Source organism: Pantoea sp. BL1, from assembly GCF_000963985.1.
Classification (GTDB): domain Bacteria; phylum Pseudomonadota; class Gammaproteobacteria; order Enterobacterales; family Enterobacteriaceae; genus Pantoea; species Pantoea rwandensis_B.
In genome coordinates this window covers 13530-38325 of sequence record NZ_JZRH01000027.1, presented here as the reverse complement: position 1 = coordinate 38325, position 24796 = coordinate 13530, and the positions used below count along the sequence as shown (strand labels likewise).

At 56.7% G+C, this 24796-nt stretch carries 16 protein-coding genes; 5 read left to right on the top strand and 11 right to left on the bottom strand.

Going from position 1 to position 24796, the window contains the following annotated elements:
- Window positions 1–116 precede the first annotated feature (116 nt).
- The 6 genes from VH86_RS13760 to bcsE form a co-directional block, all read right to left on the bottom strand.
- Window positions 117–1631, bottom strand: coding sequence for a pitrilysin family protein (locus VH86_RS13760; RefSeq protein ID WP_038643821.1), 1515 nt, complete (start codon window positions 1629–1631; stop codon window positions 117–119).
- 244 nt (window positions 1632–1875) lie between these two features.
- Window positions 1876–3156, bottom strand: coding sequence for a dicarboxylate/amino acid:cation symporter (locus VH86_RS13755; protein ID WP_038643822.1), 1281 nt, complete (start codon window positions 3154–3156; stop codon window positions 1876–1878).
- A gap of 230 nt (window positions 3157–3386) precedes the next feature.
- The gene (gene hmsP / locus VH86_RS13750; RefSeq protein WP_197080216.1) at window positions 3387–5399 is read right to left on the bottom strand and encodes a biofilm formation regulator HmsP; all 2013 of its coding nucleotides are present in this window, start codon (window positions 5397–5399) and stop codon (window positions 3387–3389) included.
- A gap of 306 nt (window positions 5400–5705) precedes the next feature.
- On the bottom strand, window positions 5706–7346 hold the full coding sequence (gene bcsG, locus VH86_RS13745) for a cellulose biosynthesis protein BcsG (RefSeq protein ID WP_045833200.1): 1641 nt from the start codon (window positions 7344–7346) through the stop codon (window positions 5706–5708).
- Entirely contained in the window at window positions 7346–7534 is a 189-nt protein-coding gene (gene bcsF, locus VH86_RS13740; protein WP_038643825.1) for a cellulose biosynthesis protein BcsF, read from the bottom strand. The genes bcsG and bcsF overlap by 1 nt, the downstream gene beginning before the upstream one ends.
- On the bottom strand, window positions 7534–9081 hold the full coding sequence (bcsE, locus tag VH86_RS13735) for a cellulose biosynthesis protein BcsE (protein WP_045833199.1): 1548 nt from the start codon (window positions 9079–9081) through the stop codon (window positions 7534–7536). The genes bcsF and bcsE overlap by 1 nt, the downstream gene beginning before the upstream one ends.
- A gap of 193 nt (window positions 9082–9274) precedes the next feature.
- Here bcsE and bcsR point away from each other — a divergent pair, with 193 nt between their 5' ends.
- The 5 genes from bcsR to bcsC are packed head-to-tail and all read left to right on the top strand — an operon-like array spanning window position 9275 to window position 18624.
- Window positions 9275–9469, top strand: a complete 195-nt coding sequence (bcsR, locus tag VH86_RS13730; protein WP_034827811.1) for a cellulose biosynthesis protein BcsR — start codon at window positions 9275–9277, stop codon at window positions 9467–9469.
- Window positions 9469–10200, top strand: coding sequence for a cellulose biosynthesis protein BcsQ (bcsQ, locus tag VH86_RS13725; protein ID WP_045833198.1), 732 nt, complete (start codon window positions 9469–9471; stop codon window positions 10198–10200). The genes bcsR and bcsQ overlap by 1 nt, the downstream gene beginning before the upstream one ends.
- Window positions 10197–12812, top strand: coding sequence for a UDP-forming cellulose synthase catalytic subunit (bcsA, locus tag VH86_RS13720; RefSeq protein ID WP_045833197.1), 2616 nt, complete (start codon window positions 10197–10199; stop codon window positions 12810–12812). The genes bcsQ and bcsA overlap by 4 nt, the downstream gene beginning before the upstream one ends.
- A 9-nt stretch (window positions 12813–12821) precedes the next feature.
- Entirely contained in the window at window positions 12822–15125 is a 2304-nt protein-coding gene (gene bcsB / locus VH86_RS13715) for a cellulose biosynthesis cyclic di-GMP-binding regulatory protein BcsB (RefSeq protein WP_082082862.1), read from the top strand.
- The gene (gene bcsC, locus VH86_RS13710; protein ID WP_045833195.1) at window positions 15118–18624 is read left to right on the top strand and encodes a cellulose synthase complex outer membrane protein BcsC; all 3507 of its coding nucleotides are present in this window, start codon (window positions 15118–15120) and stop codon (window positions 18622–18624) included. Before bcsB ends, bcsC begins: the two co-directional genes overlap by 8 nt.
- 101 nt (window positions 18625–18725) lie before the next feature.
- Here bcsC and VH86_RS13705 read toward each other — a convergent pair whose 3' ends face one another.
- The 5 genes from VH86_RS13705 to VH86_RS13685 form a co-directional block, all read right to left on the bottom strand.
- The gene (locus VH86_RS13705) at window positions 18726–19028 is read right to left on the bottom strand and encodes a BrnA antitoxin family protein (protein WP_038643835.1); all 303 of its coding nucleotides are present in this window, start codon (window positions 19026–19028) and stop codon (window positions 18726–18728) included.
- Window positions 19009–19308, bottom strand: a complete 300-nt coding sequence (locus tag VH86_RS13700) for a BrnT family toxin (RefSeq protein ID WP_045833194.1) — start codon at window positions 19306–19308, stop codon at window positions 19009–19011. Before VH86_RS13700 ends, VH86_RS13705 begins: the two co-directional genes overlap by 20 nt.
- Before the next feature lie 216 nt (window positions 19309–19524).
- The gene (locus VH86_RS13695; protein WP_045833193.1) at window positions 19525–20529 is read right to left on the bottom strand and encodes a glycosyl hydrolase family 8; all 1005 of its coding nucleotides are present in this window, start codon (window positions 20527–20529) and stop codon (window positions 19525–19527) included.
- Between the two features lie 9 nt (window positions 20530–20538).
- Window positions 20539–20985, bottom strand: coding sequence for a cellulose biosynthesis protein BcsD (bcsD, locus tag VH86_RS13690; protein WP_034827794.1), 447 nt, complete (start codon window positions 20983–20985; stop codon window positions 20539–20541).
- Window positions 20986–24789, bottom strand: a complete 3804-nt coding sequence (locus VH86_RS13685) for a cellulose biosynthesis protein BcsC (RefSeq protein ID WP_045833192.1) — start codon at window positions 24787–24789, stop codon at window positions 20986–20988.
- Window positions 24790–24796 lie beyond the last annotated feature (7 nt).

Genomic DNA, 24796 nt, shown 5'->3' with positions numbered 1-24796 from the left:
CTTATCCACTTGCCGCCTTGCTGCAACTCAAATTATTTTGGAGATCTCATATGCCACTTGCCATGTGCCATGAATCATAAGACTTGATACAAGGGTCATGAATCATAAGCCCTGTGTCATGACGATGGTTGCGCCGGGTCGGTCGCGCTCGCGCTGCCGTTACTTTCCGGTTTAGCTTCATCAGAAGCCGCCGGTGCTGCAGGAGCATCCGGTACCTTCATCACTTTATCCCAGCCGTCCTGCAGCATCTTCACGTTGGTCTCAGCTTCACCTTGTGGTTGAATCAGCACCATCGTCAGTTCCTGCGTCAGCTGCTGGCGCAATTCCTGATTCAGCTGGTCACGTGTCAACCCACTGAGAAACGCCTGACGCAGCTTTTGATACTGCTCCGGCGCGATATCCACCACCGCGTTCTGCTGCGAGCGCAGACGCTGCCCCATCAAGATATCGGTATCCGTGCGCGCATAGGTGGCGAACAGCTTATTCAGTTCCAGCAGCTTCTGCGCCATCAGCGCATCGAACTCATCCTGCGGTAAGCCTTTATCTCGCACTGCCGCCAGTTCTTTCGCCACCTGGTTCATGTTCTGCGCCAGCGATGCGTTCGGGCTGTCCATGTTGATGGAACACTGCGCACGCTGGTAAAGCACGCGGCAATCAAAGCCCACCTGCACGCTCTGTGCTTTGCTGTCCGCCAGTGCGCGTTGCACATGCCAGAACAGCGCTTCGCGCGCCAAATCACTCTGCCAATAGTGCTGTAAGTTTTGCGAGTCACGAATCGGTTGCCACGGCGTATCCCACACCAGCGACAGGCGATCCTGACTCATCCCGCCATTGACCAGGTTGACGGGCTGATGTGGCAAAGGAGACAACGTAGGCAGTGCTGCGGGCGCCACCCGTTTCCCCTTCAGCACGGAGAAGGTTTTGTTGATTTGTTCTGCCATGCTGCGGCTGTCAACGTTGCCCACCACATACAGGGTCATGCCATCCGGCGTGTACCACTGCTGATAGAAGCTGTTGAGCTGTGCAATATCGACCGGCGCGCGCGGCTGTTCGCCCGGATCGTGCGCCAGCATCGCGGAACCCTTGAGACGGTAACGCCACCAGACATCCTGGGTATTTGGCGGCCAGGTGGCGATAGGATCGGTCGCGGTCAGCGCGGTTGATACCACCTGCTCATTGATGGTCATTTTCCCTGCGGTTGCCGCCAGCCAGTTCAGCGCTTCTTTCAGCAGCTCCGGGCGGTTGTTGGGCAAGCTCAGGTTGTATTGGGTGTAATCGTACGACGAGATCGCTGGCGGCAACGGTCGTTGCGGATCCATGGCTTGCTGCCACAGTGCACGCTGCTGATTGGTATCCAGCGCGGTGTTGTGCACCATTGCCAGACGCGGTATCAGATGGCTGAAACCGGTTTGCTGAGCGCTCTCCACCAGTGAACCGGTGTTAACAATCAGACGTAATTCAATACGATCGCTTGGACGTTGTGGCGTGGTGAGTAACTGCCAGCTAAAACCATTGTCCAGTTTGCCTTCCTGCCACGCGGGATCGGGCTGGAGTGTCTCGGCGTGCGCGCCAAAGCCGGATGCCGCAAGGATTAATCCGCCAACCAAAAGTCGAATTCTGGTGCCCTGCATGTGAACCCCTACATAAACAGATCAACGCTCGTTATCGCGACATGTGCGGTCACATCTTTGGTGACCGGCGCGGCCATTAGCCGCCACGTTTAATGAAGAACAGACTCTTTGACCACAGGAAGGTCAGGATGTCGCGCAACGAGGTAAAAAATCGGGAAAAAATCAATGGGGTTTATTATGCAAATGCCCGCTGTCAGGGCAAGCGACAGCGGGCATTTCTCGGGAAATTAACGCAAATAGGCGATCAGACGCTGGTTTGTGAGGCGTTATTGACCTTTTTCGCTGAAGAAAGCGTCGCTTTCATCTGCTTCTCATCCAGCTGACCGACCCACTTCGCCACGACAACCGTCGCCACACCGTTACCCACCAGGTTGGTCAATGCACGCGCTTCAGACATAAAGCGGTCGATACCGAGAATCAGCGCCAGACCTGCTACCGGCAAATGTCCGACTGCAGACAAGGTGGCCGCCAGCACGATAAAGCCACTGCCGGTCACGCCCGCTGCGCCTTTTGAGGAGAGCAGCAGCACCACTAACAACGTGATCTGGTGGAAGATATCCATGTGCGCATTGGTGGCCTGGGCAATGAATACCGCCGCCATGGTCAGGTAAATCGAGGTGCCATCAAGGTTAAAAGAGTAACCCGTTGGAATAACGAGACCCACCACCGATTTCTTACAACCCAGCTTCTCCATCTTGTCGAGCATACGCGGCAGCGCAGATTCAGATGAAGAGGTACCCAGCACGATCAGCAGCTCTTCTTTGATGTAGGCAACAAATTTGAAGATGTTGAAGCCGGCCCAGCGTGCAATCAAACCTAACACCACCACAACAAACAGCACGCAGGTGATGTAGAAGCAGATGATCAGCTGACCGAGCTGCACCAGTGAGCCCACGCCGTATTTACCGATGGTAAACGCCATGGCACCGAAAGCACCGATGGGCGCAAGACGCATAATCATATTGATAACGCCGAAGATCACTTTCGAGAAGCTCTCAATGACGTTGAACATCACGGTACCGGCGTTACCCAGTCGATGTAGGGCAAAACCAAACAAAATCGCGAACAGCAGCACCTGCAAGATATTGCCGCTGGCAAAGGCACCGATCACGCTACTCGGAATGATATCGAGCAAGAAGGCAATAACGCCCTGATCCTGTGCTTGCTGGGCGTAAACCGCCACGGCTTTGGCATCCAACGTCGCGGGATCAACGTTCATGCCCGCACCCGGCTGCACCACGTTAACCACCACCAGGCCAATAATCAGCGCGATGGTGCTGACAATCTCAAAATAGAGCAGCGCGACTGCGCCAGTCCGTCCAACTGCTTTCATGCTCTCCATGCCGGCAATACCGGTCACCACCGTACAGAAAATCACGGGGGCGATGATCATCTTGATCAGCTTAACGAAACCATCGCCAAGCGGCTTCATTTGCGCGCCTAACTCAGGATAGTAATGGCCCAACAGAACGCCGATGCCGATGGCAACCAGCACCTGAAAGTAGAGGCTTTTGAACAGTTTCATAACAGGTGTCCAGGTATAGACGGAATTCACCGCCGTTATTATGGAGAACGCATGCGGCAAGCCGCCTGGAAGCGAAAAACCTTACCGATTGCGGGAAAATAACACTCCATTAACAGGATTAATATACCCTTACATTCCTTACAAAAGTTACAAAACTCTAACTATGAACTGAAACGCTTCAGCAAACCGCTTGATAGCAATTTCGTGAGTAAAATCAATAACCAATGTGATTATTCAGGATGTGACGAGCTGTCAAGCCAGCGTTGGTTGAAGACGTTGAGAGGGAGCGCTTCAGCGTATAAGTAGCCTTGCCCTATCGTAATTCCGCGTGCCAGCAGCCAGTCTCGCTGCTCATCGGTTTCCACGCCTTCAGCAATAACATCAAGATGAATGATGTCCGCAATCGCCGCGACAATACGCACCATGGTGTCATCATCCGGTAGCGCCGCAACAAAACTGCGGTCCATCTTCAGCTTGTTCACCGGCAGCGCTTTAAACTGATGCAGGTAATTGAGATTGGAGTAACCCATGCCAAAATCATCCAGCGCCACGGCCACGCCGGTTTGCTGCAGCGAACGCAGCAGCGAAATCGCTTGCTCGGCATCGCCAATCTGCGCGGTTTCGGTAATTTCCAGCACGAAATTGCCAGGTGCAATACGATGTCGCTCCAGCAAGCCCTGCAAATGGCTCACCATGCTGGGGTCACGCAACTGCACTGCCGATATATTGACGCTCAGCGGAATATTGATGCCCAGCTTCTGCCACGCGGCAAGGATGCGGCAGGCTTCTTCAAACACCCAGCGCCCAATCGCGGAAATCACCCCAATCTCTTCCGCGCTGGCGATAAACTCTTCTGACAAACCATAGCTGCCATCCGGCATGCGCATACGCAATAGCGCTTCCGCACCCGCCAGCTCACCGGTTTGCATATTGATTTGCGGCTGCAGGTAAAGTGCAAATTGACCATCCTGCAACCCCTGCAGGATATCGTGCTCCTGCGTCAGGCGTTTTTGCGCCCGCTCAGTCAGCGCCGGATCAAAGAACAGAATCTGGTTTTTGCCCTGATGACGCGCCGACATCATTGCCGAGGTCGCGCGGTCGAGTTGCTCGCTGGCGCTGACAACACTGTCATCATGCAGCGCCAGACCAATACTGGCGTTTGGGCGCAGTTGTAACTGATGTAAATTCACCGGCTGGTTGATACGAATCATCAGGTTACGCGCCAGGCGCATGGCGCGGAACGGGTTGTGCGCACGCTTCATCAGTAGCGCGAAATCACTGGGTCCGGTTTGCGCCAGCAGGGTGTGATCGTCAACGGTGCTGCGAATCTTCTCCACCAGCGTCAGCATCAGGGTATCGCGCTGTTCATCACTCAGTACACCGTTGGCTTCCTGCAGCGTTTCGATACGAATCACCATCAATCCCCACGGCTGACGGCTATGGCGATGGCTGGCGTGCTGATCCAGTAACGCAAGGAACAGGGCACGGTTGGGCAGGTCGGTCACAGCAAAATGGGTGGTCATGCGACTCATTTCATCATGAATCGACTCCAGCACCTGCTGATTGCGGTTGTAACTGCGAATTAGCATACCGATTTCATCGTCGCGATGATTATTCGGCAAATCGAGCTTGTGCGTGAGGATGGCCTGCGGCGGCAACTCCTGCAAATCACGCGACAGATTACGTAACGGGTGAACAATCAAGCGATTGATACACCAGCTAATCGACACCGAGAGGATCAGCGCCAGCAGCAAATAGGTGGTGATCATCGTCGATAACGTGCTCAGCAGAAACTGATAAACGCGCGACGAGTCAGCCTGCAGTACCAGATAGGCAATCGGTTTGGGCAGCCCGGTGCGCTCAACTGAATAGAGCGGTAGGGTAATTTGCACCGGCAGCTCAAACAGACGCGCCACAAAACGCGGCACCGGTTTTTCCGGCACAAAATCGGCGTGCAGCGCCTGAAACGCATTCGGCAATACCACATCGGCACGAGACAGAATGCCCGCCGGTTTCAGGGTGTTAAGGATACGTTCGGCTTGCGGAATATCGCCTTTCAGAACGGCTTCTGACAGCGGTTGGCGCACCGTGTGCGCGATATTTTCCATCTGCTGGGCGTAGTCAATCCTGCGCTGCTGCACAAAGTGGAATAACTGGATGACGATAAAAATGCTGATGGTCACCATTGCCACGGCGGACACCGTTGCCATCTGTTTTATCGTTAACGAGCGACTAACGCGCAACAAAACCCTCTCCCGACCACTTAAATCGACTATGTATACCCTAAATTATTCAAGGTGCAGGCAGGCGGCAAGGGAATGAATCCCCAGGAGCTTACTCAGGTAAGTGACTGGGATGAATGAGCACAGCCAACGCACCTGCAACTTGAAGAATGACGGGTATAGATGAAATGCGCAGCGAGTATATCGCAGGTGAGCATTGTTATGCGCCGGGATAAAGTCGAAAAAAGGCAGGAAGGGCGAGATAAAGTGGTGATTAGGAATTGTGCACGTTAAAGTCGCGGCGCAAAGTTTGCGCCGCGACCCCAACTATTGCGGATAAGGCACCCAATCGCCGCCGTTCAGACGAATCCAGGGTTTACCCTGATACATCATCACCACCGCATTATCATTCTCGGACACCACCGGTGATTGCGGCAAATTATCCGCTAACACCGACATATTGACGTTCGGGGCGTTAAATACCTGACCATCCACCACACGGGAAATGATTTCGGAAATCGCCAGCAGGCTGGTTGGCGTATCAATGCTCAACGGCTGCCCCTGATGCGGCGCTTTCATCCCGACAAATTTAATGCCCACCGGTACATGCGTAATACTTGGGCTGGGAATATCACGCAGACCGGACATCTGCATTTTATCGCCCTGCAGTGCAGCACCGTGCTCCGGCACCACCAACACCATCACGCGGCGACCCGATTTCTCCAGATTGGTCAGGAACGTATCTAGCTGATCAAACAGTACTTTAGCGCGCGGTTGCCAGTCAGCGGTACGCGTGCTGCCGAGCTCGCGCGTGCCGTCATGCAACGGAATCAGGTTGTAGAAGGTGGCACTGCGCGCATCGCTGCTTTTGGTGCGATCGTCGAGCCAGCGCTGCATCAATTGACCGTCATTAAACACCGGCGAACCATCAAACGAAGTCAATTCTGGTGCTATTCCCGCTTGTGACATCAGCGGTGCCTGCAAATTGCCCTCTTCACGTAACTCTTTGAGATAGTTACCAAACACGCCGGTATGATCCATCATCAGTTCCTGCTTAAAGCCCAGCTTCGCCAGATTATCAAACAGATAGCAGCGCTGGTCGGTGGCCTTATACAGATTGGAGTGTGAAGTCTGGCCGCAGCTGGCACGCAATAAACGGATCCCCGCCGGACCGCTGTAGCCGGTGGCTGAGTTGTAGTTGTTCAGCAGAATATCGAAGTGTTTCCACAAGGGATGATCACGCAGCTGGGCCACATCCATATCTGACCAGGACAGCGAACAGATGTTGATCACTAAAATATCAAACGGCTGCGAGTCCGCGGGTAGCGCATCCGGGAAATGGGTCGCGCGCTGGCGCTCACTGTCGTAGAAGCGATTGAGCCAGGACGTCAGATTGGCGCTGGTCGGCGGTGCTGACTGGTCCAGGCCATCCGGTGCTTTGGTTGCCGCAGGTGGGTTGCTCAGTGCCACTTCCGGGGTCGCCGCTTTGGTTGGCAGCAGATTCATCGCCGGCCCGGCAATGGTCAGCACGTTAAGCCAGATCAGCATCAGTGACACCAGCACTGTGATGCGAATCCACTGGGCGACAAACAGGTACAGCACCAGCAAGACAAAGCCTGCGCCGATCATCTGCCAGTTAATAAAGCGCTCCAGTAGATCGAGCAGATAAGCAGAGGAGAAGCCCGCAACCTGGCTGCCCTGGCTCATGATCGATTCCAGCCCCGGCAGCCAGGTGTCATGCCAGAACAGCGCGAAGCCAATCGGCAGCGAAATCCAATGGCGCACACGGTGCAAACGACGTGACGGCAGCGGGAACAGCAGCCAGGCCAGGAACACTAGATTGCTCAGCGCATGAAAATTCAGGTAGCCGTACCACAACAGACCAAATTTGATCAGGAAGTAGAAATTCCAGCCGCCGAGACCGCGCCACCACGAAGCGTGCAGCGTCGAAGGTTTGTTATCACTCATTACGGTTTGGTATCCGTTTTCGCAGATTTGCGTTGCCACTGCCCTTCCGACTTCAGCGCACGCGGTGGCAGCAGACGCATCAGCAGGCTGGTGCTACTGCGCGGTAACCAGCGCACGAACAACGATTTCAGGAACAGTAAAATTAATAACAGCAGGATCGCCACCTGCACCCAATCCATCAGTGTCATTAGCGGCGATCTCCATCGAGGTTGAGAATAATGGGCTGCGGGGTTTGCGCCCCACGCAGGTTAGCAGCGGACACCTTATTCGCCTGAGGGGCTTCAATGGGCGCCATCGGCACTTCACGCTGCGCCACGGGCGTCAGCTGACGAATCTTGTGCACTTCCGACAAAATCTGGTTGTCCTCAAACCACACCACGCGATTACTGAACAGCTCATCGTGCGGCAGCGAGAAAATCGATTTCAGCGCGATATCCAAATCGTTGAAGCGACAAGATGACAGGAACAGATAGATGCGATCGTTAATCAGCGTCACCAAATCACCGAAACGACGCGGCTTGCACAGCGTCAAAATTTGCTCGGGTTTCAGCTGTGGCACCGGACGCAATGCCACCATCAGCCCTTTGTCGTTTTCCGGCAACAGCGTATTGCTCATCAGCTGCTGCACCGCCGCGCAGAAGGACTCCAACTGCAGATACCCTTTTTGCTGCAGCGGCTGGAGTGCCTGCATCAGCGCGGGCAAGTTGGCCGGAACATGACGCGTAAACTGCTGGCCCTGAATCCCTTCCAGCGTGGTGAGAAAGCGTGACAGCGTTTGAGCGCCGGGCACGATGGCATTCACGCCACACGCCAGCAACAATCGCTCATCGCTATACCTAAGACTGGTACTGATTTCGCGCACCACGATCTTTAATGCGTTGCCGCGCGAACGGCGCAAACTGTGGACCATTTTTGCCAGGGCATAAATGTCCTGGTTATGGGCCAGACTAAAAATGACCGTGGCGGCGTTGGCCTGTTGTGCACGCGAGAATACGCTTTCATTATCGCTAAACAGTTGCCACTGGCTGGAGAGTGGCGGTGCGCCTTCCAGCACCCCTTCTTGTGCCAGAAACTGATTTTCATCATTAAGGCTAAGAGGGGTGGTTTGTTCAACGTCATTAATGGCAATGAATTGATTCTCATTACAACTCAAGCGAATCGCACGGTCAGCCAGTAATTTGTCTGCGGAGTACCACCAGTTAATTCGATATTGCCAACTATCCTGTTGAAATTCTAAATGTGCGACACCATCAAGTTGGCGAAAATAACGCTGTAGATGGTTACGCAGATGAATAATTGACGCCCCCGAGGTGATCAGTAACAGCGTGATTTGTTTTTTAATCAACAACCGCCGCATGCGTTTCACCCAGAGCGTCAGCTCATCCTCGGATAATTTACTCCACTGCGCAGCGTTGCTGTAAAACAGCACTAAACCACTGCGGACATTCAGTACACGCGCGAAATCATTCTCCAGATGCTGCAAGCTGGCTTTATTGGCCGGCAGCGAAAATAGGGGAATGCGCGCCGGTCCTGTCAGTGGGTCCGGCGTTAGTAATGACTGAGGTTTCTCATCTGAGCTGACCAGGGTTGCCGCCTGTTGATGGCTCACCACCTGACGCAGCAGTACCCGCGCGTCTTCCTGACGCTGACTGGTAATCCAATAAAACCCCGGATTTTGCAGGGTAACTAATTCCTGCTGAACCTGTTGTAGGCCAAGCGCATAACGATTTTTCATATTTGTTTCGCGATCAGAACAATCCAGGCTAGTTTAATATAGACGGCAACGATTGGAACTGCTGAAATAATTAAAACCTGCGCTATCTCAAATGATATCGATTTTTGCATAGTCTGCGCATTTTTCCGGGTTTAAACTTTACAAAAAATAGAACCACAATTCATCCATTGCTGTTTTTTGGTGGCAAAAAGTAATGAAAACAGAGAATGCCTTTTCGCTGATCGCGTCAACTACTGAAGATCAGGATGACATTAATACCCTGAGCGAAGCCTTTTCCCTTAAGGCATTTCGTTACATTGATATTGCCCGCGAAGAGCGACTGAATAGTCTGCTGACACGCTGGCCGCTGCTGCGTGAATTATCTGCCGATCAGGAGCCGGAACGCTAATGCCGGTTATTGCCTTACAAGGTTTGCGCGGCGGTTGTGGCGCAACATCACTCAGTGCGGCGCTTGGCTGGGCGCTCAATACCTTACAGGAGTCGGTGCTGGTCATTGATTTTTCCGCCTCGAATCAACTGGCCGCCCATTTTAATCTAGCGCTCAATCACACCCAGGGCTGGGTTCCCGCACTGCTGGAACAGCAGCCGTGGCAGCAGTGCGCGCAGCGCTATCAAACCGGTCTCGATTTCCTGCCGTTCGGCGCGCTAACCCCTCAGCAGTCCTTAAGTCTGCAAAACGCCGACGAACAGCTTGCTGCGCCGTTGCTGAAGGCGCTGCCGGCCCTGAAATCACACTATCGCTGGGTGATCTTCGACCTTCCAGCGGATCTGCTGCCGTGGCAACGATCCTTCGCCATTCACGCCGATCGCCTGTTGCAAGTACTATCGCTGGATGCCAACTGCCAGTTGCGATTGCACCACCCGCGTTTTTTGCCGCATACGCTGTTTTTGATTAATCAATTCAACGCCAACAGCCAGCTGCAACAGGATCTGCATCAACTGTGGCTGCGCACGCTGAAGAATCTGATTCCGCAGGTGATTCACCGCGATGAAGCACTGGCAGAAGCCCTGATGATGAAACAACCGGTGGGCGAATATCGTCCTCATGCGCTGGCGAGCGAAGAAATCAATACGCTGGCGAACTGGCTAATACTGAACGTTGCGGGCGGTGCGGCGTGAATCCGCTGCGCTGGCTGCTGGTTCCTCAGGCCTGGCAGGCGCTGCAAAGCCGTGCCCGCGTGGCTCGCCAGCACGGCGCGGGCCGCTTAACCGTGATGTTGCATCTGCTCTGGTGCGTGCTCGCCTGGTCGCTGCTGCGGCTGGAAACGCCCGGCTGGCAGCGCTTGCTGCAACAGCGTCAGCGATACTATCCGCAAATCTCACCGCTGCGTCCTCGCCCGTTAGACGTTCTGCGTTACGCCATGCAGAGCCTGTGGCTGATGCTGGTGTTACCGCTCGACAACAGCGCACGCAGCGAGCGCAAACGGTTTAACGCGTTTGGCCCACTGTTCCGCTGGCGTCAGCAGTGTTATCAATGGCTGGGAGCGCTTCCCGCGCGCATGGCGAAAACGGGCATTCATCTGCGAACCGAACAGCAGTTGCAGAAACTGCCACCGCGTCTACGCCAGCTGCTGTTTATTGTCGCGGCGATTGTCGCCAGCCTGCTGGCGCTGTTGTGTATTTCACAACCGTTTGGCATCACCACGCAATTTGTCTTCGTGCTGCTGCTGTGGGGCCTGGCGATGATGGTACGCCGCGTGCCGGGCCGCCTCTCCACCATCATGCTGATTGTGCTGTCACTCACCATATCCTGCCGCTATTTGTGGTGGCGCTACACTGAGACCCTGAACTGGGACGATCCGCTGAGTCTGACATTCGGTCTGCTGCTGATTGGCGCTGAAACCTATTCGTGGACGGTATTGGTGCTGGGTTACTTCCAGACGCTGTGGCCACTGAATCGCCAGCCCGTTTCAATGCCGCCGGAAATCACTTCCTGGCCCAGCGTCGATATTCTGGTGCCGACTTACAACGAGCCGCTGAGCGTGGTGAAACCGACCATTTATGCCGCGATGGGCATCGACTGGCCGCAGGACAAGCTCAACATCTACCTTCTGGATGACGGCAGCCGCGAGGAGTTTCGCGAATTTGCCGCCAGCGTGGGCATCAACTATGTGGTGCGCCCTACCCATGAGCATGCCAAGGCGGGCAACATCAATCACGCATTGAAAGTGGCCTGCCGCAGCGATTACGTGGCGATTTTTGACTGTGACCACGTACCGACACGCTCATTCCTGCAGATGACCATGGGCTGGTTCCTGAAAGACCACCGCCTGGCGATGCTGCAAACGCCGCACCACTTCTTCTCGCCCGATCCGTTTGAGCGTAACCTCGGTCGCTTCCGCCAGACGCCGAATGAAGGCTCGCTGTTCTACGGCCTGGTGCAGGACGGCAACGATACCTGGGATGCGGCGTTCTTCTGCGGCTCTTGCGCCGTATTGCGCCGCACCGCGCTGGATCAGATTGGCGGCATTGCCGTTGAAACTGTGACCGAAGATGCGCACACCTCGCTGCGTCTGCATCGTCAGGGATATACCTCTGCCTATATTCGTATTCCGCAGGCGGCGGGCCTTGCCACCGAGAGTTTGTCCGCGCACATCGGCCAGCGTATTCGCTGGGCGCGCGGCATGGTGCAGATTTTCCGCCTCGACAATCCACTGATGGGCAAGGGCTTAAAGCTGGTACAGCGGCTGTGCTACGCCAACGCCATGTTGCACTTCCTCGCCGGGATTCCGCGCCTGATCTTCCTGCTGGCGCCGCTGGCGTTTCTGCTGTGCCACGCCTACATCATCTACGCGCCCGCACTGGCGATTGCGATCTATGTGCTGCCGCACATGGTGCACACCAGCCTGACTAACTCACGCATTCAGGGACGCTGGCGTCACTCATTCTGGAGTGAAGTGTATGAAACGGTGCTGGCGTGGTATATCGCGCGTCCCACCACCGTCGCGCTGTTTAACCCGCACAAAGGCAAGTTCAACGTCACGGCGAAAGGCGGCTTGGTCGAAGAGCGTCATCTCGATTGGGTGATCACCAAGCCTTATATGATGCTGGTGCTGTTGAATATTGCGGGTATCGGCATGGCGTTCTGGCGCATGGCGTATGGCCCGGCCAACGAGATGCTCACCATCTGGGTGAGCCTGGTGTGGGTGGTGTACAACATGATTATTCTCGGCGGCGCCGTGGCAGTTTCAGTGGAAGCGCGCCAGATTCGCGAAGCGCATCGCGTCGAGATTGCCATGCCCGCCGCCATTGCACGTGAAGATGGCCATATGGTGCCGTGCACCCTGCGCGACTATTCAGATGGCGGTGTGGGTGTCGAACTGCGTGAAGCGGATGCGCTGAAAGAGGATGAGCCCGTGTGGCTGCTGCTGCGCCGTGGCCAGCAGGAATTCAGCTTCCCGTGCCAGGTACAGCGTGTATTTGGCCGTCGCGCCGGTATTCGCCTGCATCAGCTCTCCACTCGCCAGCATATTGAATTTATCCAGTGTACCTTCGCCCGCGCCGATACCTGGGCGCTGTGGCAGGACGGCTTCCCGGAAGATAAACCGGTGCAAAGCCTGGCCGATATTATGGTGCTGGGTTTCAAAGGTTACCTGCGTCTGGCGGAGTATGGCCCTGTCCCATTGCGCCGTCTTTTCCGGGCACTGACTTCCCTGGTGAGCTGGCTGGCGACACTGCTGCCACAGGGCATTGGCCGCGCACCTGCGGCAATCAAAACCGATTTTTCATAAGTTGATGATATGACCATGACGAGAAAACTGAGCTGGTTTACTGCCCTGCTGCTGGGCACCGCAACGCTGGCACAGGCCGCGCTGCAGCCTTCCGCTCCTGAAGCGCCGCGCACCAGTGCACAGATACCGCTGCCAACAGTCAGCCAGCCGCTGGATGCCAATGCCCCGCTGCGCGACAGCCAACTGCTGTTTAATCAGGTCGCGCCTCCGCCAGGCAGCATGACGTTGCGCGGCACGGAGCCCACCAGCCAGATTGAGTTCGGCGTGCGCAGTGATGAAGTGGTGACTCGCGCCTTGCTGACGCTCAGCTATCGCCCTTCACCCGCGCTGATCCCGACGCTGTCGCAGCTCAAGGTCTATCTCAACGATGAACTGGTGGGACTGGTCACCGTCACCGCCGATCAGCTGGGCAAAGAGAATCAAACCCAGTTGCCGATCGATCCGCGTTTTATTGGCGATTTTAACCGCGTGCGCCTCGAACTGGTGGGTCACTACGCCAACGTGTGTGAGAACCCGGCCAACAGCACCATCTGGATGGATATCGGTAAAGAGAGCAAGCTCGATCTGACGCTGCAAAAACTGCCGCTGAAGAACGACCTGTCGCACTTCCCGGAACCGTTCTTTGATGCGCGTGACAGCCGCCCGTTGCAGTTACCGATGGTGTTCAGCAATCAACCTAACCTGGTGCAGCAGCGTGCCGCAGGGATTTTGGCTTCGTGGTTCGGCAGCAAAGCGCAGTGGCGTGGTCAATCCTTCCCGGTACTGTATAACCAGCTGCCGAAAGAGCAACATGCGGTGGTGTTTGCCACCAACGACCATCGCCCTGACTTCCTGAAAGATCTGCCACCGGTGGAGAAACCCACGGTGGAAATGGTGAGCCAGCCGGACAATCCCTACGAAAAAATGCTGCTGATCCTCGGCCGGGATGACAACGATCTGCTGACCGCCGTCGAAGGCATTGCCCAGGGCGAACTGCTGCTGCGGGGTGATACCTCGACCATCGACAGCGTGAAAATGCTGGCACCGCGTCAGGCCTATGATGCGCCTAACTGGGTGCGCACCGATCGCCGCACCACATTTGCCGAGCTGACGCAGTATCAGAACCAGCTGCAGGCCGATGGTTTACAACCGAATCCCATCAGCCTGACGCTGAACCTGCCGCCCGACCTGTTCCTGGTGCGCGCGCGCGGCATCGACATGGATCTGATTTACCGCTACACCTCGCCGATCCAGCAAGATGGATCGCGCCTGGCGGTGCATCTGAACAATCAGTTCATGCAGGATTACCCGCTGACGCCGAAAGACACGGCAGGCCAGCAGATCATGCGCATTCCCCTGATGCAAGGTCTGCAGGACAGCAACCGCCAGCTGACCATCCCGGCGCTGCGCCTCGGCGTGGTCAACCAACTGCGCTTCAGCTTTGATTACGCTAACACCTTTATCGGTGGCACCGCCGACGGCCGCTGCGAAACCGTCACCGCCGTAGGCCATCATGTGGTGATCGATGACAACTCCAGCATCGACTTCTCCGGCTATCGCCACTACATCGAAATGCCATCGCTGGGTGCGTACGCCAACGCCGGTTTCCCTTACAGCCGCTACGCCGATCTGGCGCAGACGCTGGTGTTAGTGCAGCCGAAACCCGCCAACGGTGAAGTCAGCACCATGCTGAACGCACTGGGTGCCATCGGCGCTCAGACCGGCTATCCGGCGCTGCGCGTGCAGATGAGCGATGACTGGAAGCAGGCAAAAGACCAAGACGCTGACCTACTGATGATCGGCGGCATTCCGCAGGATCTGCAGGACGATAAGAAGATCAACCTGCTGGTGAATGCGGCGCGCAGTTGGATCAACATGCCATCGCGCCCGATTACCGCGCAGAACGTGCCGGTGTCCGCCGGCGATCGCGCGGTTGAAAGCCAGACCGGCATCAGCTCACGCGGGCCGATGGGGGCGATAGTTGGCTTCCAGTCACCGTTTAACGATCAGCGCAGCGTGGTCGCACTGTTAGCCGACAGCCCGCGCGGCTGGGATTTGCTGAACAATGCCCTGCTCGACAGTGGCAAGCGCGCCGCTGTGTTCGGGTCTGCCACCATCGTGCGTGAATCGGGCGTCACCAGCGTGCGCGTCGGCGATACCTACTTCGTCGGCCATCTGCCATGGTGGGAACGCTTGTGGAACCTGCTGGCGACCCACCCGGTATGGCTGGCGATTTGTGCCGTCGTGGTGGTGATTCTGTTTGCTCTGATGGCATGGCGCCTGATGCGCATGGTGAGCCGTCGCCGCCTGGCCGAGCTGGAAGACGATGAATAAACTGCCACTCGGGCTGCTGATTGCCAGTATCCTGGCGGGCTCCGGCATAGCTGCCGAGGGTCCGCAGGTGTCACCGGTGGCATGGCTGCTGATGCAGATTCGCACCGGTGAATCCACCAACAAGTATGATTTGGTGCAGCAGTCGCTTTATCGTCTGGAAAAAATCGACCCTGATAACCCGCAGGTGCTGGCCGCGCAAATCCGCATGGCACTGCGTCAGGGCGATCAGGCTAAAGCGCAGACGCTGCTCGATGAACTAAAGAAAGTGGCGCCCAATGACGCGGCGACGCGTGAATCGGAAACCGGCCTGCGGCTGATGAGCGCTGAAGGGCGCCAGCAACTGCAGCAGGCGCGTTTACTGGCCACGGCTGGCCGCGTAGAAGAAGCCAAAACGGCCTGGGATGACCTGTTCCACGGCGTGTTCCCGGATGTGAATACCGAACTGGAATACTGGCGGCTGGTGGCGCGTTTACCCGGTCAGCAGCCCACCGCTTATCGCCAGTTGCAGGCGCTGGAAGCACGTTATCCCGGCAACATCGGTGTAGAACTGCAGCTGGCGCGCATGGCGTTTGATAACAATCAGCCCGGCGAAGCGCTGGTGCAGCTGCGTCGTCTGGCCAATCGTGACGGCGGACGTGATGCCGCCTCCGAACTCTGGCTGCAGCAGATTCAAAATCAGCCGGTGTCAGAGGGCACGGTGGCCAGTCTGAAGCAGTATTTGCAGGTGTTTACTTCCGGTGATGCGCAACAGCGCGGCGAGGAAGAGCTGGCAAGACAGCAGAAGCTGCTGGCCGATCCCGCCTATCGTCAGCGCATGCGCGGGCTGGCGCTGGTGGATGCCGGCGGTGGCGCGGGTGCCATTGCGTCACTCAACGCCGCGCTCAAAGCCAACCCGAATGATGCCGAGCTGATGGGCGCGATGGGTCAGGCGCAGGCGCGAGCGAATAACCGCGCAGCGGCGATCAGCTGGCTGCAGAAAGCGATTCAGGCCGGGCAGGCCAGTACACAAGTGGGCAAATGGCAGTCGCTGTTGCAAACCAATCGTTACTGGCTGGCGATCAATAACGGCGACGATGCGCTGAAAAAGGGCGATTTGGCGAGCGCGGAACGCCAGTATCGCAGCGCGCAGGCCATTGATAATCGGGACAGCTGGGCGTTGATTGGCCTCGGTGACGTCGCTCTGGCGCGAAAAAATGATGCGCAGGCAGAACAGTACTGGCAACAGGCACTGCGCCTTGATCGCAGCAATACTACCGCCGTGCGCCGACTGGCTGCGCTGTATCAGCAGCAGTCCCCTGCCCGCGCCATGGCGTTTATCAATGCCCTGCCCGCCGCGCAACAGCGGTCACTGGCCGAGACGTTGCGATCGCTGCGCAGCGACAGCCTGCGTGCTGAAGCGGATGCGCTGGCGCAGCAAGGTCAATGGCATCAGGCGGTGGTGAAATACCGCCAGGCCACTCAGGACAACCCCAACGATATCTGGCTCTCTTACCGTTTAGCCGGCGCGCTACGCAGCAGCGGCGAAGAAGCACAGGGCGCTCAGGTGATGGATGCTATGGTGCGTCAGCACGCGCAGGAACCCGCCGCGCTCTATGCCTGGGCGCTGTGGCTCTCGTCCGGCGATCAGGATGATGCTGCACTGGCGGCACTGCATCGCCTGCCGGAAACGCGTTGGGACAGCAATATGCATGAGCTGGCGGACCGTTTAACGCAGGATAAAGTGTACGCCCGTGCCAGCGAGCTGCGCGCCAACGGCAATGAATCTGCCGCGCTGGCACTGTTGCAACAGCAACCGGCCTCGACGCGACGTGATATCACCCTGGCGGATTGGGCACTGGAACGCAGCGACGCGAAAGCGGCGCTGGCGAGTTACCAACGTGTACTGCAGCAGGATGCGACCAACAATGATGCAGCACTGGGCCGTATCGAAGCACTGATCGCCCTGAAACGCCCAGACGAAGCTCGTCAGGCGTTGCAGGCTTTACCCTCCAGTGTGGCGCAGCAAAATATCAACAGCGGACGCCGCGTGGCGCAGCAAAATATCAACAGCGGACGCCGCGTGGCGCTGGCATGGCAAAACAGCGGCGACACGGCGCATGCGCATCAGCTTTTCAATGATTTAAAAACGCGCGCCGCCAAAGAAGCCCCCTCGCAAAGCAAAGCGTTGGTCTATCGCGATGCGGCACGTCTGGAAACTCAGCAGCAACAGCCTGATGCGGCGCAGCAGGACTATCGTCTGGCAATGACGGCCAGCGGTATCAGCGCCGACGCGCCGCAGGATAATGACAGCTACACCCGTTTGACGCGTAACGACGCCAGCGATGACTGGCTGAAGCGCGGTATTCGCAGCGATGCCGCCGATCTCTATCGCCAGCAGGACACCACCTTCACGCTCGAACAGGATTATTCGCGCGATAAAGGCACCGGCGGTATCTCCGATTTCACCGCACATACCACCATGATGCAGGCGGAGACACCGCTGGCCGACGGGCACAGCTTTGTGCGCGTCGATCATGTGCTGGTATCAGCGGGCACCTTCTCCACCAGTAATGGCAGCCACAGCGAACGCTTTGGTAGCTGTAATGATGGTAACTCCGGAGGCTGTAGCCGCGACTTTACCCAACGTGATGAAGGCACGGCGATAGGCGTTGGCTGGCATAACGATCGCTGGTCTGGCGATATCGGCACCACACCGCTCGGCTTTGAAGTCACTAACTGGGTAGGCGGTCTGAGCTGGAAAACCGACGTTGATGATATTAGCGTGACGTTCACCGCTTCACGCCGACCGATCTCCAGCTCACTGCTGGCCTACGCAGGCGCACGCGATCCGGCGGCCAACGGCGGCAAAACCTGGGGCGGCGTAGTGGCAACCGGTGGTTCGGTGGGGCTGAGTTACGATCAGGGCGGCGCGAATGGCGTATGGGCCGATATCAGCGCCCAGCAAATTACCGGGGAAAATGTCGCAGACAACAGCCGTGAACGCCTGATGGCCGGCTATTACTACAAACTGATCAACGAAGATAATCGCCGCGCCACCGTCGGCCTGAACAGCATGCTGTGGCATTACCAAAAAGACCTTAGCGACTACACCTTCGGCCAGGGCGGCTATTACAGTCCGCAGCAGTATTTCTCGCTGGCGGTGCCGGTCACTTATCGCCAGCGCACCGAGAACTGGTCGTTTGATCTGGGCGGCTCGGTCTCCTGGTCACAATCGCAAACCGACGGCCAGCAGCGATATCCGGTCAACCCTGGCTTTACGCTGGCTTCCGACCCGACCTCCGACAGCAGCTCCGGCAACGGTTTCGGTTACACCCTGCAAGCCGTGGTAGAACGCCGCATCACGCCGCACTGGTCAGTCGGTCTCGCCATGGATATTCAGCAAGCCAAGGATTACACCCCAAGCCACGGCTTGATCTACATGCGTTATTCAATGGGCGGCTGGAATGGCGATATGGATATGCCACCACAACCGCTTGAACCCTATGCGGATTTTAAATAGTTGATCCGACTCAATGTTGACTGAATGATGCACCCAGTTCGGTAGCCATCATGGGGGGTGACTAAAGTTCACCACCATGATGTGCCGAATCCATCGCGTGGCTATTTGCTTTGCAGCTCTCGCATCATGGCGGCGCGCAAAATCGCATTCAAGCGCGTCTGGTAACCTTTCCCTGGCGCTTTCAGCCATTCCAGAACATCGGCATCAATCCTCACCGAGGCTTGCGTTTTTACCGGACGATAGAAGCGGCCGCGCGTAGCTGTGCTCCAGAAGGCGTCGTCTAACGGCGCAATGTCCTCAAAATCAATGTCTCCGTCCGCTTTTTGACTCAACGCTTCCAGTTCCAACTGCTGTTTATCTGTAAGCGGCGGCAGTTCACTGCGTTTAACTCTGATTTTGCTCATATTGCCTCCTCTCATTTCGCGTTGCAGAACGAGCACTGATGATCCTGACAATCTCGGTACCCTGTTCAAATCTGACCGTATGGGCAACCAATACGATGAGATAACCCGACACACTACCCAACGTCTGCCAGCGATATTCGCCGTTTTCAACGCGATCCTGACTAGCGATGTGATAAGGGTCATCAAAGACTCTGGCTGCAATTTCAAAGGTGATGCCATGCTTGCGGATGTTGGTTTCCGCTTTGATGGTATCCCATTCAAACTCCAATTCCGTTTGCATTTTAGCATACACTTTTGTCTATACATTTTAGCATGACAAATTCACATGTTTGTTTATGGCTCAGCATTGATCAAGATCAACGCGCTTCAGGTTATTGTCTTGAAAAAGATAAACAATGTGAGCTGCTACGTGAAATTTAGACATAAAAAAAGCCGCACTCCATCAATGAAGTACAGCTTTTAAAATGTGCGTCGTCGCGACGCAACCCGAAATTGGCTAACGTTTTTCCTGATACGCCAGCCAGGTCAGTAACTGCAAGCTGGCGGAGAAGTAGTTCTGATCCGGCGCCAGACGATCGCTGAGATAACCGGTTTGATTCAGGGTCAGATCGCGAATCGCCAGCAAGCCGCCGTCCATATTGTATGGCGCAGGGGTGTTGGCGAGTACATCAAACCAGGCCGGTGTTGTCTGGCGACCATAGCCCTGCCAGACGCGCTGGAATGGCACCAGGCGCAGGCTTTGCGGGTCATACCACCAGATATTAAGCGGAATACGAATCGCATCGTAGCTAAAGCGATTGGAATAACCCACCGCCGGTGCCACCGAACCATCGGCATTCAACGCCACCCAATCCAGCGGCAGACCGGTTTTGCCGAAGTGCATATCACCGAGCAGTTCCATGCCGTCGTCGATCAGGTTATTCCATACGCGCAGATGGCTACGATCGGCAAACTCCTGCCAGGCAGCAAACAGGAAATAAGAGGGATTCAGCACCACATAGCTGTTTTTGTTGAAGCCCTGTGCTCCAGGCAACATCACCGTGTGGCCGCCAAACGTGATCACGTTTTGTTTGACGATGGCGCGCTGAATACGGTCAGAAGTTGACTGATAATCACCGCCCCACTTTTGACCTGCGCGCTGCAGTGCCCACGCAATCAGCACATCGCCATCAGAGGCATTGTTCTTATCGGCAATCGGGTCTGAAGCACCCGGCGTGTAACGCCAGTAGAACAGATCGTTTTGTGGATTACGCAGATGGGTGCGCGTCCACTTCCACAGCAGATCAAACGTGGTTCGGTCGTCGTTCGCGACCGCCAACAGCATGCCATAACCCTGACCTTCGGTATGACTGACATTGTTGTTGGCCGTATCACTGATACGTCCATCGCCGCTCATAAAACGGCCTTTGAAGGTGCTCCAGCCATCTGCAGCAGCCTGGGCGCTGAAAAACATCACCATGAAACACAGCATCCATTGACGCCAGAAGCGCATGACTCTCATCAAACAATCCTATTGATATCGGTAATGCAGCGTGTTGCCGTCATTCTTCTCGAAGGTGACCGGCACCGCAGCGCTGCCGCCCTGTGCCTGCAGCCACTGTGAATAAACACCGGCCAGCACGGCGCTCATCGCCAGCTGCCAGCGCTCTGCACCCACCTTGCTGTCGCCCTGCGGCAGCGCATGGTGCTGAATCAGAATGGCATTTTCCAGCGGCTGAAGCTGGGTAAAACCCCAGCTAAAGCGCGCCAGTTGCAGATTCATCTCGCGTTCCAGATCCTGCACGGTGCGCGCTTCCGCTAAAGGATAGCGCGCTGCCAGCGATGCGCCCACATTGTTGAGAAAGCCTTCGGCTTCCTCGCCCGCGTTGTCCAGCATCCCTTCAATCATCACGCTGACCAGATCAAACCAACCCGGCTGATGCGGATGGCTGACGCGCGCGGTTGCCTGCTCACTCATTTAGTTGTCTCCGAACAGATAACGGAAGTACAGATTCGCTGTGCTTTCGTTGTAATCGCCAAAGGTGTCGTAGCCTAATTGCCCACCCACAGTGACATCTTTGTTGATCTTATAATCCGCACCGGCGTGCAAGTTATAGCCAATGCCATTCTTGCTCTCGCCGCTGTAAAACGCGCTCTTCACGTAACCCTGATCGGCCAGGCTCTGCATTTGTGCCTGGTAAGTCGGATCGTTCGGGAAGTAGGCGCTCTTATCCTGGCTGTAGGATTGATAACCCACCGAACCACCAACGTTCACTTTCAGATCGTCGAACTTGCGGGAGAACTCGATCGGGAACGAGACCGATGCATAGTTCTGCGGGCTGAAGTAACCGCCCTGACCGTAGCTGAAGTAACTCAGGTTTTTCGAGTAATCCATCCACGACAGGCTCATGCCCACTTTCAGCTCGCGGTCGTCGTAGTGGAACGGACGCACATACGCACCGGCAGTCGCCTGCACGCTGTTGTTACTCGCCACGTTTTCGCCGATGTAGCTGTACGCGCCGCCGCCGACATAGAAACCAGCATCGCCGTTATCGTAGCTCAGCAAGGCATTACCGCCGTTTTTGGTCACGCGACCCCAGCGCTTACCGCTGGTTTTATCTTCCACGCCCACATAGGAGAGCAGGCTGTCGGTCATCGCGCGACGTTCACCGGTGAGGATCAGCGTCAGGAAGTCAGTGAGTTTCGGTGACCACTGCACGCCCCCCACCAGGGTACTCAAATCCTGCCCCAGTGGCGTACTGCCGAGGTCAATCTTGTAGCTGTCGCCTTTCAATGCCAGGTTCAGCTCAACACCCGTGGCTTTCTGCGAATCAGTGGATGAAGACGGGACATCGTCAATTTTGGCATCGCCTGACGCCACCACATTACCCTGCACCAGGGCATTGGTGCCGAAACGACGCCACGCATCGCCCGCCGCACTGCCCGCCGTGAGCGAGACAGGTGTCATAGTAAAGTCAAAGCGCGATTCGCCAAACGGGACGGTGGAGAAAGTCAGTGGCGCTTTGGCTTCGGTCAGTTTGCTCAGACCCGATTCGCCGTCACGACCACGTACCTGCATGCCGCCCTGAATCCAAGTGCCGGTTTTCTCTTGCAGATCGTCCATCATACTGTCGATCTGGCGCAGCGTCTGGCTCTGCTGGATTGCTGGTGTGTTGCTGGCCAGCGTGGTCCCCGTTGCGCTGCTGGTGACATCCGGTGACGATTGCCATGGCATCACCGCGCCATAGGCAGACGGAGAACGTCCCACCGGCGAAGTACCACGGTTGATGAACGGGTTATCCGCCAATGCCAGACCACCCACGCTTGGCGTATCACCATTGGTGGCGCCCTGCAGACCAATCAACTGGCCGCGCGCGCTGCGCAGATAGCTCATGGCCTGGCTGTGATTGCCGTTGGCTTCAGCCACGCGCGCCAGTAACAGCTGGCGATCCGGTGACTGCTCATTGTTCAGGCCGCGTGTCAGGGTATTGGCTTTATTGACGTCATTGTTGGCCAGTGCCACGTTGATGGCACCGGTACGCGCATCTTGCGTTGGCGTATCCTGGGTCATCAGGTAGTCATACACCACACCCGCTTCTTTGTTCATCTTGCCGGACTGATACAATCGCGCCATGGCGAACATCAGATCGCGGTTCTGTGGATCGTGCTGCAATGCACCCACCAGCTTGTCGTAAGCCGCGGCGTACTGCTTCTGCTCACGCAGACGATCCACTTCGTTGATCACGTAACCGTTGCGAATACCCGCCAGCTGCGTGGGCGTACTGCGCGCCTGCAGCTCCGGGCTGCTGAGGAAGCTCTGCGCTTCGGTATTCAGACCCGCCTGGTTGAGTACCGCGACCTGTGCAGCGTAATCACCGGCGTTCCCCTGAATACCGCGCTGCATATTGCTGCGCACCACAGAGACAGCGGTGGTGAGATCGCCCGCTTTCGCCAGCTTCTGTGCCAGATTACCAGCATCTACCGGGTTGGACGGAGGTGACGAGGCCAGCGCACGCAGGGTATTCGCCGCTGCAGCATTGGAACCCTGCGCCAGATACTGATCGGCCGTGGTCATCTGCAGGTTGAAGTTCACACGCTGCGCCAGTTCGCGCATATCGCTGCTCTTGCTGCCGTTCGGTATGCGTGACAACAGCAAACTCGCCTGCTGCCAGGCGCCGCTTTCGCTGGCGTTCAATGCGCCGGCATACAGCTCTGCCGTACTGGCGCCGCTGCGCATTGATGGCTGCATGATATTGGCGGCCATCATGCTATCGCCCTGCGCACGATAAATACGCGCCAGGTCGAGTCGCAGCCAGCCATCGTTGGGATAACGCTGAATCCCGTTGTTCAGCGTGGCAATCGCCGCACTGTTATTGCCTGCCGCCAGCTCACGCCTGGCCTGCGCACGGATTGGATCGGTGCTGCTGCCGCGCGGTGCCACGCTCTGGCGTACGCTGTCCGGCAGTGATGCCAGCAGCGTGTTCGCTTCGGCGCTGCGGTTCTGCTGACGCAGCACGTAGAACAGGCCTTCTTTGGCGTTACGGTTATTCGGGTCGCCTTGCAGGATAGAACGATAGGTTTGTTCCGCCTGGTCGAGTTGATTGCTGCGACGCTGCACGTCCGCGCGGAACAGCTTAGCTGAAACGCCTTTCTCACCATCGGCCAGCGCCAGGGGTTCACTCAAGGCTAATGCCTGCGCGCTGTCACCGTTTTTCAGCGCCTGCTGCGCGGTGGCCAACTGGGCATAGAAGCGCGCATCGGCTGCCTGCTTCTGGCGCGTCTCGCTCTGATCGCCGCCCATCTGCGCGGCACGCGTCAGATAATCCGCCGCTTCCGCATAGCGTCCGGCACGCTGGGCCACATAGCCCATCCCTGCCAGTGCATCGGCATCCTGAGGGTTTGCCTGCAGCACTTTCTCAAAGTTGTTCTGTGCGTTGCTGACGTCACCGCTGTTCAGTGCGGTAAAGCCCGCCCCTTTCTCAGCACCACCGACATTTTTACGGTAGTAATCCATCACCGCATTGTCCTGCGGATGGCGCTGCTGCCAGGTCTGGTACAGGGAAGCATCGGACGCCTGCGGCCCGAGCCACAGCAGCGCCTGGCGCAGTGAACGGTCAGCGTCTTTATTGCCATCCGCCAGCGTGCCCAGCAGATCAATACCCTGACGACGGGTTGATTCCTGATAGGTCAGTGCTTTGCCGAGTGCCAGCTTCGCGCCGGTATCTTGTGGATGATCGGCCGCAAATTGGCGCAGCGCTTCGACCGCCTGCGGCAGCAGCGAGCGGTCTCCAGCCATGGTCAGGTAATATTCCGCCGCCACGCTCGGTGGTGGCTCATTACCATTAAAGGTATTGCGCCAGGTCTGCAGCGAAGCCGCAATATTGCCGCTGCGGGCCTGCTGGCGCGCTAACGACAGCTGCGCCTGCGGAATGGTTTGCAGCTGACGCGCATTATCCAGTTCGGTGAGGTGCGGATCGTTCGGCGATGCGGCACTCAGGCGCGCGCGCCACTGCGCCGCTTCCGCGCTGCTGCCGCTTTGCTGGGAATAGAGCGCCAGCAAATAAAGCGCCTGAGTGTTGTTGGGTTCCACCATCAACACTTTTTGCAGCGAAGATTTGGCCAAATCGTCATGCGCTTTCTGATGCCAGTAAGCCGCCTGATCAAACAACGCTTGTAACGCAGGATTGGTGCTCTCCGCCGCCAGCAGCGGCTGAGAGAACGCCAGTGCCCCACCCAGAATCAGGGCATGACGAATACCGGCACTCAACAGATTTTTTTTCATTGTTTTT

Bases quoted from the DNA above. Each gene is read 5' to 3' on its own strand.
- VH86_RS13760 (WP_038643821.1), bottom strand. From the start codon at position 1,631: ATGCAGGGCACCAGAATTCGACTTTTGGTTGGCGGATTAATCCTTGCG.
- bcsB (WP_082082862.1), top strand. From the start codon at position 12,822: ATGACCATGACGAGAAAACTGAGCTGGTTTACTGCCCTGCTGCTGGGC.
- bcsF (WP_038643825.1), bottom strand. From the start codon at position 7,534: ATGACACTGATGGATTGGGTGCAGGTGGCGATCCTGCTGTTATTAATT.
- bcsG (WP_045833200.1), bottom strand. From the start codon at position 7,346: ATGAGTGATAACAAACCTTCGACGCTGCACGCTTCGTGGTGGCGCGGT.
- VH86_RS13755 (WP_038643822.1), bottom strand. From the start codon at position 3,156: ATGAAACTGTTCAAAAGCCTCTACTTTCAGGTGCTGGTTGCCATCGGC.
- bcsD (WP_034827794.1), bottom strand. From the start codon at position 20,985: ATGAGTGAGCAGGCAACCGCGCGCGTCAGCCATCCGCATCAGCCGGGT.
- bcsQ (WP_045833198.1), top strand. From the start codon at position 9,469: ATGCCGGTTATTGCCTTACAAGGTTTGCGCGGCGGTTGTGGCGCAACA.
- VH86_RS13705 (WP_038643835.1), bottom strand. From the start codon at position 19,028: ATGAGCAAAATCAGAGTTAAACGCAGTGAACTGCCGCCGCTTACAGAT.
- bcsC (WP_045833195.1), top strand. From the start codon at position 15,118: ATGAATAAACTGCCACTCGGGCTGCTGATTGCCAGTATCCTGGCGGGC.
- bcsE (WP_045833199.1), bottom strand. From the start codon at position 9,081: ATGAAAAATCGTTATGCGCTTGGCCTACAACAGGTTCAGCAGGAATTA.
- VH86_RS13700 (WP_045833194.1), bottom strand. From the start codon at position 19,308: ATGCAAACGGAATTGGAGTTTGAATGGGATACCATCAAAGCGGAAACC.
- bcsR (WP_034827811.1), top strand. From the start codon at position 9,275: ATGAAAACAGAGAATGCCTTTTCGCTGATCGCGTCAACTACTGAAGAT.
- VH86_RS13695 (WP_045833193.1), bottom strand. From the start codon at position 20,529: ATGAGAGTCATGCGCTTCTGGCGTCAATGGATGCTGTGTTTCATGGTG.
- VH86_RS13685 (WP_045833192.1), bottom strand. From the start codon at position 24,789: ATGAAAAAAAATCTGTTGAGTGCCGGTATTCGTCATGCCCTGATTCTG.